The 13,044-nt window shown below is 28.1% G+C and carries 8 protein-coding genes; 2 read left to right on the forward strand and 6 right to left on the reverse strand.

Translation table 11 applies throughout. The annotated features are described in order from the left end of the window. Nucleotides 1-81 precede the first annotated feature (81 nt). Both BUA48_RS10285 and BUA48_RS10290 read left to right on the forward strand, forming a co-directional pair. On the forward strand, nt 82-972 hold the full coding sequence (locus BUA48_RS10285; RefSeq protein WP_072831974.1) for a selenium metabolism-associated LysR family transcriptional regulator: 891 nt from the start codon (nt 82-84) through the stop codon (nt 970-972). 328 nt (nt 973-1,300) lie between these two features. Then, entirely contained in the window at nt 1,301-2,572 is a 1,272-nt protein-coding gene (locus tag BUA48_RS10290; RefSeq protein WP_072831975.1) for a S8 family serine peptidase, read from the forward strand. Nucleotides 2,573-2,638: 66 nt separating this feature from the next. Here BUA48_RS10290 and BUA48_RS10295 read toward each other — a convergent pair whose 3' ends face one another. The 6 genes from BUA48_RS10295 to BUA48_RS10320 all read right to left on the reverse strand — a co-directional run bounded on the left by BUA48_RS10295 (nt 2,639) and on the right by BUA48_RS10320 (nt 12,730). Further along, complete coding sequence (locus BUA48_RS10295) at nt 2,639-3,589, reverse strand: ABC transporter ATP-binding protein (RefSeq protein ID WP_072831976.1); 951 nt, start codon at nt 3,587-3,589, stop codon at nt 2,639-2,641. Nucleotides 3,590-3,596: 7 nt separating this feature from the next. Then, nucleotides 3,597-5,258 carry an ABC transporter permease gene (locus tag BUA48_RS10300; protein ID WP_072831977.1) on the reverse strand — a complete coding sequence of 554 codons (1,662 nt, stop codon included), beginning with the start codon at nt 5,256-5,258 and terminating at the stop codon, nt 3,597-3,599. Next, nucleotides 5,245-6,300 (reverse strand): ABC transporter substrate-binding protein, encoded by a 1,056-nt coding sequence (locus BUA48_RS10305; RefSeq protein WP_072831978.1) that lies wholly within the window; start codon nt 6,298-6,300, stop codon nt 5,245-5,247. Before BUA48_RS10305 ends, BUA48_RS10300 begins: the two co-directional genes overlap by 14 nt. Before the next feature lie 638 nt (nt 6,301-6,938). Further along, a complete protein-coding gene (locus BUA48_RS10310) occupies nt 6,939-8,180 on the reverse strand; it encodes a competence/damage-inducible protein A (protein ID WP_072831979.1) in 1,242 nt (413 codons plus the stop codon). 485 nt (nt 8,181-8,665) lie between these two features. Beyond that, nucleotides 8,666-9,064: a hypothetical protein gene (locus BUA48_RS10315; protein ID WP_072831980.1), complete on the reverse strand. Its 399-nt coding sequence runs from the start codon at nt 9,062-9,064 to the stop codon at nt 8,666-8,668. Between the two features lie 738 nt (nt 9,065-9,802). Next, nucleotides 9,803-12,730 (reverse strand): insulinase family protein, encoded by a 2,928-nt coding sequence (locus BUA48_RS10320; RefSeq protein WP_072831981.1) that lies wholly within the window; start codon nt 12,728-12,730, stop codon nt 9,803-9,805. Nucleotides 12,731-13,044 lie beyond the last annotated feature (314 nt).

A 13,044-nucleotide genomic window follows, 5' to 3' on the forward strand; every position in this document is an offset into this window, starting at 1 on the left:
CAGTTTTTTTACTAAATACTATTGAATTTTTCTATAATACATTACATAATATATATTGAATAAAAATTAGGGGGCTATATTATGGATTTTAAACAAATCGAAGCTTTTATTAGTGTGGCAAAGTTAAAAAGTTTTTCTAAGGCTGCAAACCAGATATTTTTATCTCAACCCACAATAAGTTCTCACATTTCTAGTTTAGAAAAAGAACTTAATATTCAACTTTTTGATAGAACATCAAAAGAAGTTAATTTGACACCTGCTGGTGAGTCTTTTTTCAATTATGCTGTGGACATAATAAATACTCGTAACCATGCAGTTCATTCTATTGCAAACTTTAACAAGAAAATTTGTGGAAAGCTTAATCTTTCTTGCAGTACTACGCCTTGTAACACTATTGTTCCTGAACTTTTAAAGAAGTTTTTGGACAAGTATCCTGATGTAACCTTTAACGTTAAGGAGAGGGGCTCTGGTGATATTATAAAGAATATATTAGATCTGAAATCTGAAATTGGTATTGTAGGTACTTGTATTGATAACCCCAAAATCACTTACTTTAATATCGTTGAAGATGATTTAATTGTTATTTCTCATCCTTCTTTAGGATTACCTGCAGATATTTCCATACAAGAACTGTTTAAATACAAGTTCATATTCCGTGAAAAAAACTCTGCAACTAGAATAACCTTTGAAAATGAGCTTGCAAAAAATGATCTTTCTCTTAATGCTCTTAAGATTCTATGTGAGGTTAATAACATAGATACCTTAATTCAATTTGTAAGGTCAGGCATGGGTGTATCCGTTATTTCAAGAAAATTATACGAAAATTATGCCTATGATACTAATCTTAAATGTAGCATTATTTCTGATTTAGAAATTAAGAGAAGTATCTATTTAGCCCTTAACTCAAAAAGAACGCTGTCACCTACAGCTAAAGCTTTCTTTGAAATGTGTAAAACTGAATTCTCTTTATAATATAAATATTTTTATTCAACATTGATTTCTTATTTACATTTAACAGTTTAATCGAAATTATACATATTTTATTATTAGATATACAGCTAGTAACTAAAGTTCTAGCTGTATATCATCAATATTTTACATACTAAACATATATTATTTCAAAACACTATGTAACTAATCATAGAAATGGAGTTGTATCCTATCAATTCTCCAATATAACCTACCTCCAATATTAAAAGTAAACTTATTCAATCTACCCCATATAATATATGGTAGTTTTATTCACACTATATATATTTTACTAATATACTGTACTGTATAACAATATTTGGAGGAAGTTATGTTCTCATTTAAGAGCAAGTTAGAGATTCAATTAAAAGAAGCTATTAATTCTAACCTTTATAATCAATTTAGAGTAATAATACACTGTAAATCCTTATTTACCGAAGTAGTGAAAAGAGTAACCTCCATGAAGTGTACCCTAATACGTAGCTTCCCTGAACTTAATTGTCTTAGTGTAATTGCATCACCAAGATGTATTGAAAGACTTATTGAATATCCTGAAATTAAATATATTTGTTTTGATAAATACGCCTTTTTATGTGGCACTAATACAGAAGCTAAATCTACTCTACCTAATATAAAAGACTTAAAGAAAAGTCTTAATAACTTAGGTAGCATTTATATGGGAGTTCCTAAAGTAACTGGCTTAGATGTATGTGTTGGACTTATAGATAGTGGTGTGTTTCCACATGATGATTTAGTTCACCCTCAAAATAGATTAGTTGGCTTTAAAGATTTAGTAAATGATTATACTTTCACTTATGATGATTATGGTCATGGTACCTTTATGGCTGGAATCATAGGTGGTAATGGATTTAGTTCTAAAGGAACTGTTAAGGGTGTTGCCCCTAGATGCAATATCTACAGTGTTAAGGCATTTAATTCAACAGGTAAAGCTTATATTTCAGACACTCTTTATGCCCTTAAATTTCTTATAGATAACTGTTGTGAATTTAACATAAAAGTTATTTGTATGCCTTTTGAAACCTTTGATTATGATCCTTTTATCTTAGGGCTATTTTCAACCTTATTTGAAAAAGCTATAGCTAATCATATAACTGTAGTTGTACCTAGTGGAAGTAATCCTAACAACATCCCTTCTATAACTGGTATAGCCTCTTTAGGTAATTGTATAACCGTAAGTGGTGTTGATAGATCTAAGGACTTAAGTAAGTATAATTACAGCTCCTATGGCTATAGTAAGAAAGTTAAAAAACCTGACTTATGTCACAGTGCAATTAATATAAATTCTCTTAGAAGTGTTACTTCTTTTGTTCCTGAAATCAATGGTGTAAAATGTTATCCTCCTCACCTAAAATCTCCTTATACAATGCTTACGGGTTCTTCCTGTGCCTCAGCATATATAAGTGGTGTATGTGCCTTATTATATGAAAAATATCCTAATGTATATAAAAAGGATATCTTATCACTTGTAAAGCTATGTTGTGATGATTTTGATGGTCCTAAGGAGCTAAAAGGTGCAGGTGTAGTTAATATGAATAAGATTTATTGTGTTACAGCCGACGATGATGAAAATACTAATAAATAATTGCTCTAATACAGAAAACCATGTACTCCTAGAAAATACCTAGATATGTACATGGCTTTTATTTTTTTAAATTATTCCTTCTTTTATTATCTTAAGATGAACTTCTTCATTTATAGAGTATATATCTCCATTTAAGTTGGATTCCTTTACATTCAATGTTCCTTTTTCAGTGTTAACTATGTAAGTTATGTATGAACCCATAAAGACTCTAGAAACAATATTTCCCAGTAAATCTCCATCTTCTTTGCTCATTATTATATGTTCAGGTCTTATAAATATATTTTTACCTTCATCATCTTTTATTACATTAGAGTTTCCTATAAAATCTAAAACAAAGTTATTAACTGGACTATTATATATTTCCTCTGGAGTACCTAATTGCTCTAATTTCCCCTTATTCATTACGGCTATTTTATCTGCAATACTAAGTGCCTCTTCTTGGTCATGAGTTACAAAAATCATAGTTGTGTTAAACTGCTTTTGTATTGATTTTATCTCTTCCCTCATTTTAACTCTTAACTTCGCATCTAAGTTACTTAAAGGTTCATCTAAAAGTAAAACCTTTGGCTTTACAATTAAAGCTCTTATAAGTGCAACTCTTTGTTGTTGTCCACCACTTAGTTCTGCTATTTTCTTATTTTTGTGAGATAATAAATCAACTATTTCTAAGTATTTTTCGCCCTCTTTTATAGCCTCTTTTTTCTTATATCCCTTAAACTTTAATCCATAAATAACATTTTCTAATACTGTCATATGTGGAAATAGTGCATAAGACTGAAACACAGTTGAAACAGGTCTTTTTTCAGGTGGTAATGCCATTATGTCTTCACCATCTATAGTTACATTTCCACAATCCTCTTTTAGAAACCCACCTACAAGTTTCAAAGCTGTAGTCTTACCACATCCAGAAGGCCCTAAAAGACATAGTATCTCACCTTGATTTATGGATAAAGTCAAATTATCTAAGACTACTTTATCATTAAATTTCTTGCTTAATTTATCTATCTGAAGATACATATTCTTTCTACCTCTTTTCTCTTAAAATCAATTTAGAAACCACAAGATTAACAATTAAAGTTATTAATATTATTATAGTTGCAATTGCTGCTCCTACACCATAATTTCCTGTCTGTATTGCATCAAACATCTCTAAAGTAGCAACCTTCTGTCCTGGATATACTAAGAAAATTATAGCTCCAACAGTAGTCATAGTTGCTGTAAAGTTATTTATAAATCCCACTACAAAAGCAGTCTTTAAGTTAGGAATTATAATGTCCTTTATAACGTATATATTCTTTGCCCCTAAGTCCCTTGCTGCATGTTCTATATCTCCATTTATTTGAGATATAACAGCACTACTCGCCTTTGTTGTCATTGGCATCTGTTTAAATATACAGTTTAAAACAACTATAGCTACAGTTCCCGTTAACTCTAAAGGAGGATCATTAAAGGCTAGAATATATCCTATACCAAAGAATATTCCTGGTATTATATAAGGCAATGTTGATATAAAATCTACTGTTTTCATTCCCTTTATGTTTCTACGCTCAGTGAAATAAGCTATTATCATACCTAGTATACTTCCAAGTACTCCTGTAATTAAGGAATATACTACACTTCTTACAAAACAATCTGCACTATAATTATTTAGCTTTACATAGTGTTCAGCTGTAAACATAAATTTTCCATAACTATACTTCGATATTGAGGATATGAAAATACTTAAATATTGAAGTAACATAACTACTATATAAAAAATTGTTACACTACTTAATGCCACATTTAAAAATCCCTTTAGCTTAAATTCTGCATCAGAAGATGTTATCTTATTATTTCCTGAAAGCTTTAAGTTAAAGTTCTTCATGTACACTCTGTATACTAAAAACGCTACTAAGGATGGTATTAAAATTAATACGCTCATAGCTGATGCCATTGGTAAATCTGAACTTGCTATAATTTTCATATAGACCTCAGTAGCTAGTACATCAAAGGAACCACCAATAACCATAGGTGTTCCAAAGTCCGATAAAGATCTAATAAATGTAAGTAAGGCACATACAACTATACCTGGAACCATTACAGGTACTAGTACCTTTCTAATAGCATAACTTGGAGAAGAACCTAAATCCTGTGATGCCATTAATAGATTTTTATCTACACCTTCTATTATTCCAGTTAGAAGTAAACTATTTAAGGACACATTAGATATAGTTTGCATTATTACTATACCAACCCAGCCATATGGATTTAAAGTTAACTTTAATAAGTGATGTGTTATAAAGCCTCTTCTTCCAAATAGATTTATGTATGCTAAAGAAGATACAAATGGTGGTGATATCATAGTTATCATTAAAATTAAAATCAAAATCTTTTTTATCTTACTATTACTAAAGCTAGTATATATTGAAATAAAGACTGATAGTATAGTTGAAAATATCGTTGTAAGCACTCCAACAAAAATACTATTGTTTATAATTCTTTTATTATTACTTAACAGATTCTTATATGTATCTAAACTCAAGGTTCCGCTTGGTAAGAAACTTTCCTTGATTACTGAAAATATAGGCCATAATATAAATATAAGTATTAAAACTACTACTGTTATAAATAAGGCCTTCTCAAAAAAGTTATCAAAAAAGGTATCTAATTTAGATACCTTTTTTTTACATGTATTATTTTGATTCACCTTTTTCTCCAACCATCTTAGACCATTTAGCTAATACAGCTTCTCTATCCTTACCAAATAGAGATAAATCTTGTTTTAAAAGCTTATCTTTTGATACTGTAAGTTCAACACCCTCAAGACTTGGCTTTATAAATTTAACTGTATCTTTTCCATCTAATTTTGCAAGCTCTCTTAAGTTTTCATCTTCATATAACCAAGATACAAACTTCTTAGCTGCAGGTGTGTTACTAGCATTTTTAAATACTGCAACTCCATCTGGCATCCATGGAATACCATCTTCTGGATATATAATGCTTACATTTTTCTCTTCTTTTAATTTTTCAACACTATTATCTAAGTAAGTAATACCTATAGCAACTTCACCAGCTGCAGTTTTTTGGTTAGGATCTTTTCCTCTCTTAGAGTAGTAAGGAATATTCTTATTTAATTCCTCAAAGTACTTCCAACCAGCTTCTTCACCCTTGTTTTGAAGTAAAGAGTTAACAACTGCATAATTAGTTCCTGAAACTGCTGGATTAGACATTAAGATTTCATCTTTGTACTTAGGATCTGTTAAGTCATTCCATGACTTAGGAGCTTCTAAGTTCTTTTCTTTTAAAATATCATTGTTAGCAATGAACCCAACAATAGTTAATCCCTTACTGAACCAGTAGTTTTCTTTATCTTTAAATGGTTCTACAATTTTATCTGAACCTTCAAAGTTACATTGCTCTAATAAACCCTCTTCCTTAGCTTGCATGAAAGCATCTATACCGCCTCCAAACCAAACATCTCCCATTGGTTTATTACCTTCAGCCTTAGTTCTTGAAAGAACCTCTCCTGAAGACATTGATAAGAATTCAACCTTTACTCCTGTCTCGTTTGTGAATTTATCAAATAAAGGTTTATACTCTTCTGATGTCGTAACAATTTTTAAAGTTCCTTCGATTTTTTCTTCTGCCTTTGGAGCTTTTTCATCTACCTTTGGCTTACCACATGCTGTTAAAGAAAAAGCTAGAACTGTTGACATAACAATACTTAAAATTTTACTTGTCTTTTTCATTTAAATTTTCTCCCCTGTAAATTAATTTTTTAACCTCTGAAATTATAACATATTTTTCTTAATATTTTGAATTTGTTTTATCTATAGATAATTATTAGTCTATAGATAAAATAAATACTTATGAAAACTTATTCAATTTATCTTATAAAATAACTTTTAATTTCATTATAATTGTTTATATTTATGGTTTTTATACCATTTTATTGAATTTAATTTGTCTATATACTTATATTATTTGTTGATTTTTGTATTTTCAAATTTATGTAATGTTTTTTTAAGTTTTGAATATATATTCTTATTAAGAATAATTATTCAAACATAATATTTATTGCAAAAATTCATTTTTATATCTTTTATAGAGAATTGTTTTTAATTATTTTATATTTTTTAATTGTTCTTATTTCTCTATGTTTTAATTAAAGTAAGGGCTGTGGCACTAAGAATAATCCCTACAACATATTGTATGTAAATTCTTTAATGCTACAGCCCCATGTTATTTTTTGTTTATATATTTTCTAGTAAAGGATTTTCATTATACTTAACTTTATCTACAATTTAAAGGTAAATATAGATGTTAATAAAAATCTATATGATTAAGTAAAGTATATTCTCTTACTATTAATTTTCACAATTCTTATTTAAGATAAATGTAGTAACTCTCTTCTTAAAGCATCTAGTAAGCATAATGTAGCTCTAATTCTTATATATTCTCTTGTTCCATTAATATTAAGTTTTTTATTTATAACCTTACCATTAATAGCAACAGCAATATACACAAGCCCAACTGGTTTTTCTTCACTTCCACCACCTGGTCCTGCAATTCCAGTAGTTGATATTCCTACATTAGTATTAGATGTTTTAGCAATTCCTAATGCCATTTCTTCAGCAACCTGAGGACTAACAGCGCCATAATTATCTAGAGTTTCTTTTTTAACACCTAATCTATTCATTTTTGCTTCATTACTATAAGTTACTGCTCCATCCATAAATACCTCTGATATTCCTGGATAGTTTATAAGTCTTGCAGCTACCATTCCTCCAGTACATGATTCAGCTGTAGCAATAGTAAGATGTTTTTCTAATAGAAGTTTAGCAACAACTTCTTCTATACTTGTTTCTTCACCCTCACCATAGATATCTTCACCAAATCTCTTTCTTAATTCACTTTCCATTGGTTCAATAAGCTTCTTAGCTTCTTCTAAATCTTTTCCCTTACTTGTTATTCTAAAAATCATTTCTCCACTTTTAGCGTAAGGTGCTATGGTAGGATTCTTTTGACTTTCTATTATATCTTTTATCTTCTCTTCTGCTCCACTTTCTCCTATACCCATTATTCTAAGAACCTTTGAATGCAGTACTCCATCACTAAACTTAGATAAATAAGGTACTACAGTTTCCTCAAACATAGGTTTCATTTCTGTCGGAGGTCCTGGCAATAAAACAACTATCTTGTTGTTTTCATTTATAATACATCCTGGTGCTGTACCATTATGGTTAGGAATCATTATCCCACCCTCTGGAAAATAAGCTTGCTTCTTATTATTAGGAGGCATTGGCTTATTCATCTTTTCAAAGCACTTTTCAAGATTTTCTAAAATATCTTCATGCAATACTAATTTCTTATTAAAATATGCACAAGCCATTTCTTTAGTTAAATCATCTTTAGTTGGTCCAAGTCCACCTGTATTGATTACTATATCAGCTCTACTAAAAGCTAAATCATAAGCTTCCTTAACTCTTTCTTCGTTATCTCCTACCACAGTTTGATGATAAACAGATACTCCTATTTCCGCTAACCTTTTAGATAAATACTGAGCATTAGTGTTAACTATATCTCCTAGTAACAATTCTGTTCCAACACATAAAATTTCAGCAATCATCTTCTCTCACCTCTTCTATACTTATAATTTCAAATCCTAATTTGTAGTATATCCTTTTAGCTTATTAATTAATATAAACTTTAAATATTTTAATTTACAATATTACCTTTATTATACACCTTTAAATTTATCTTTTCTATTATGCCATATACTATTTAAATTTTAATCTTATTTCTAATTAGTCTTAGTATATACTGTGAATTATATAAGCTTTAATTAATGTTCTATCTTATATTAAGAATTAGATTTATTTTACAATTAACCTTATCTCTATTTTATAATTAACATTATATCTAAATAAAATGAAGATTATTTAGTACATATATCTCAGTTCTTTATTTTCAAAAATAGAAAAAGCTCAGAAATGTTGCCTTGAGATTAACTCAATTCACTATTCCTAAGCTTATAAACTTCTTGAAATATAAGACTTTACGTCACACGTTAAAGCAATTAGTAATTCTTTATGTCCATTCTATATTATGTATTTACTTCTTACAAATATTATTTTGCTTAAAAACCTCTTCTTCTATCTCTTCTTTATAGGTAAATTCATTTTTATTTGCAAAGTCTACAAATTGAGGTAAGTTAAGTATTGCGTTTTTATTTTTTAACTTAAAACGTCTAAACTTATTGTATGAATTAATAGCTTTTTCTCTATCAAGAGCACATATCACTTCTACACTTCCTACTGGACCATAATTATATTGTAAATTATATGTCTTTATTGTAGTTGGCTCTACATCAATACCACTTATTTTTTCTACTATTGTATCTCTACATATTAATTTTACAGAATACTTAAAATTCATATCTAGTGGTTCAAAACCTAATAGTTTTCCCTCTTTAACCTTATAGTCATTTACTAGATAAACATCATATATCATTATTTTCCCTCCTAATAAATCAAAGCCCGTCCTAAACTTTTTCTTCATGAGTTATATATATTTATTCCTACTTTTTTTAACCCCGTTTTAAAATAATCAAATTTAACTAATTACAACTATAATTAACTAAGCATCTAAACTTTAACGTATTCAAATATATTTGAGAAATCTTTATTTAATTGTATTATATAATTAGATTTATGTATATATTTAACTAAAAAGGTATTGGGTAAACTAAGAAATTTATTTAAATAATTGATTAAATAGAAGGCATGACAATTATATCTTAATTTAAATATACCTTGTAACTAATGTATAATAATTATTAAATTTTAATAGATTTTATATCTTTAATAACATTTAAGTTCTAAAATTCTCCTCAATAGCTTTATATTTATGAAATCTCTTCTGTTTATATTGCTTTTGAATTGATGAGTTTTATAGGATAAATATGAATTATTATCCTTATATTTCTACTATAACTTTAATTAATTGTATTACTAATTCTTTATTTTTTCAAGAAATAAATTTTCTATAACTTACTTTATATATAAAAACAGAGAATTATTATTCATTTAATGTAATAATAATTCTCTATGCTAATAATTATTTATTTTTTAAATTATTGTTGAAATATTTATCTATTTTTATATATTACTAAAACCTATTTCCTTAGTAATTCTTTTAACCCTAACGTAAAATATTCTCTTTACATTGGTCTATTTTTAAAGAAAATGCTTATTTAAATACAGTAATTATATTATTAAACATTTCTTTGTTATCTGTAATCTTATTTTCATTACCCATTACTGCATAATACTTTTGATCCATTACATTTTTAACTACAGATGCTAATTCCCTTATATCCTCTTCCTTGATGTTTAACACTTCATCTCTTTCTCTTTGAATTTGATTTTTAGTTAAACCTCTTATATAGTTAGATAATGCCTCATCACCTTTTCTAGATGCTGTTAAAGGACTATCTAAATCACTAATTGTTCCTATGATATACTTAATCATTTCTCTACTGGAGCATTTGAAATTTTGTAAATACTCATAAGCACTATCATAAGCTCCTAAAGTTTCTTTTATATTTGGATCTCTATAAGAAACAAATACCATGTTTCCGCCTCTAGTTATACTAACCATGCAACCATAAGCTCCACCTTGAACTCTTACCTTATTCCATAGGTAATCTAAGCTTATTATAGTTTTCATGACTTTTAATTTTCCACTATATTTATATCCTAAACTTATAAAGTTAAATCCTTCTGCAACATATTGAACATTACCTGGTGTAAGGAGCCCTTCATTCTTTCTTTCAGCTGCAAACTTATAAATTATAGTAGGTAAAGTTTGAGTTGTTAAAACCTCAAAAACCTCATCCATATTCTTAATTACTGCGTCATACTCTTCTTGCTCACTAGTAATATTTATTATCATATTAACTTTATTGAATATTACTTTACTTAATCTTTCTAAGTTAAATTTGATATCATCAAATTTTTCATCTAAGTTTTTATCTAAATCTGCTATAAAATTATAGAAAGATAATCCTTCTAACTTATCTACATAACTTCCACTAGGTGAGAAGTAAGAGGCTAATCTATTAGCAGTAACACTATGACCTCTATCAAAAATAGTCATTTCTATTCTGGATTTAGTTTCTTGTATTATTTCTTTTATTCTAGCCTTATCATCAAATTTAGATGTTCCTATAATCTCAGCTATTAATTGCATCATTTCAGGTATCTTATGTGATAATGCCTTTGCCTTAACTAACATTTTCTTATGAACTACAAAGGATTTATTAACATCCGCATAAGCTTGAGGTGCTAAGTAAATTCCTCCTGTATTAATGTTAATCTCATTAGATAAATCACTGTAATTATGAGATTCAGTATCTACTTTTCCTATAAGTCTACTTAGTAAAGTAATATACGGTATTAAATCTTCTTCTACAGTTGCAGTATCAAAAACAAAATCTACATAAGCTATTTTATTTGTAAATATATCTTGATGTAAAACCTTTGTTTTATTAATAGATTTCACTTCTTGAGGAATAGATTCTGCCTTTTTCTCTATATCTTCTAAAGACAATAAAGGTATAGTCTCTAAATTTTCCTCTGTATCAGGTGTCATCTGTCTTTCTTTTAATTTCTTAGTTTGAGCTACTATTTCATCTAGTTGATAATCAGTTAAGCTCTTTTTGATTTCCTTTAATTTTTTCTTTAACTCTTTCTCCTTCTTATCAGCTAAACCTTTTTCTGGTTTCAAAACTAACATAGTGCTATGAGGATTATTTAACATATACTTCTCAATTAATTTCTCAAAATAATTAGTTGTTAATGCTGATTTTATCTTAGTTAAAGTCTCTTCAAATTGTAAGTGTACAAATGGATCTCCCTCATGTAACCAACTATCTAACATATTCATGTTATAAATTAATCCCTTTGGATAGCCACCTGTTTCTGCCTCTCTTAATCTGAATTCATTTATATTTATGCAAGCTTCTATAAGCTTTTTATCTATTCCTTCTTTAACTAACTTTCTTAAGGTATTCATAACTATATCTTTAAATCTAGTTTGATCTGATTCATTAGCACCCTTAACAACTACACTAAAGCTAGGTTGAATTATAGAGTTATCGTACATTCCAAATATATCTTTACCTACACCTGCTGATATAAGAGCCTTTCTTATAGGTGCAGCTGCATTATCCATAAGTAAATATTCTAAAATTGAAAACGCTAGGTATAACTCTGGATCAGTAGATCTTCCTACAGCAAAGTTTAAGCTTAAGAAAGTCTTATCCTTATCATCCTCATCCTTAGAAATAGAGTAAGTATGAGTTATTTCTTGCATCTTATCATATGGTTTTTGAACATTTATTTCTGAGTTTACAGTTATTCTATCAAAGTCTCTTAAGTATTTTTCATCTATAAATTCTAATTCCTTTTCTATATCTCCATTACCGTATAAGAATATATAGCTATTTGATGGATGATAGTATTTTTTATGAAAAGCAACAAAATCCTTTTGTGTTAGATCTGGAATAAAATCTGGATCTCCACCTGATTCAAAATTATATATAGTATCTTTGAATAAAGATTCTTGTATCTTTCTCATTAAAACTCCCTCAGGAGATGAAAAAGCACCCTGCATTTCATTATAAACAACACCTTTATATGATAAATCTTTATTCTTATCTTCTAAATCATAGTGCCATCCCTCTTGCATTAATATTTCTGGAGTATTATAAAGATTAGGATATAAAACAGCATCTAAATAAACATCCATTAAGTTGAAGAAGTCTTTTTCATTTCTACTTGCTATAGGATACATTGTTTTATCTGGAAATGTCATAGCATTCAAGAAAGTATTTAATGATCCTTTTATAAGTTCTACAAAGGGTTCCTTAGTAGGAAATTTTCTAGACCCACAAAGTACTGAGTGCTCAAGAATATGAGGTACTCCTGTATTATCCTCTGGTGGTGTTCTAAAAGATATAGAAAACACCTTATTATCGTCGTCATTTTTTATATTTACAAGCCTTGCTCCACTTTTCTCATGTTCGAAAAGCCTTGCAACTCCATTTAGCTCTTTAATTTCTCTTTCTTCAATAAGTTTAAACCCATGTAAATTACTTAGTGATTTTGATGACATTTTTTATCCTCCCTTTATTATTAACATTATTTTAAGATATCGTTATCTTAGACTAAATCTTTTATAAAATAATGTTTTTTGTTTTGTAATCTTGTTACTAGCATAAATTAAAGCTTTATTTATCTTAAGTTAACTTTAATCTCATATACTATCCCCTAAAATTAAACACAAATTAGAATTACATAAATCAGATTTTATCATGTGATTATACCAAAATAAACTAATGTATATTATACTATATTAACTATAAACTAACTCTAAATGCAATTTATATATTTGTGTAAAAACTAATGAAAATCATATTAATATCTTCT

It is taken from the genome of Clostridium collagenovorans DSM 3089 (assembly GCF_900130005.1).
Taxonomy (GTDB): Bacteria; Bacillota; Clostridia; order Clostridiales; family Clostridiaceae; genus Clostridium_D; species Clostridium_D collagenovorans.

Bases quoted from the DNA above. Each gene is read 5' to 3' on its own strand.
- BUA48_RS10290 (WP_072831975.1), top strand. From the start codon at position 1,301: ATGTTCTCATTTAAGAGCAAGTTAGAGATTCAATTAAAAGAAGCTATT.
- BUA48_RS10310 (WP_072831979.1), bottom strand. From the start codon at position 8,180: ATGATTGCTGAAATTTTATGTGTTGGAACAGAATTGTTACTAGGAGAT.
- BUA48_RS10315 (WP_072831980.1), bottom strand. From the start codon at position 9,064: ATGATATATGATGTTTATCTAGTAAATGACTATAAGGTTAAAGAGGGA.
- BUA48_RS10320 (WP_072831981.1), bottom strand. From the start codon at position 12,730: ATGTCATCAAAATCACTAAGTAATTTACATGGGTTTAAACTTATTGAA.
- BUA48_RS10285 (WP_072831974.1), top strand. From the start codon at position 82: ATGGATTTTAAACAAATCGAAGCTTTTATTAGTGTGGCAAAGTTAAAA.
- BUA48_RS10295 (WP_072831976.1), bottom strand. From the start codon at position 3,589: ATGTATCTTCAGATAGATAAATTAAGCAAGAAATTTAATGATAAAGTA.
- BUA48_RS10305 (WP_072831978.1), bottom strand. From the start codon at position 6,300: ATGAAAAAGACAAGTAAAATTTTAAGTATTGTTATGTCAACAGTTCTA.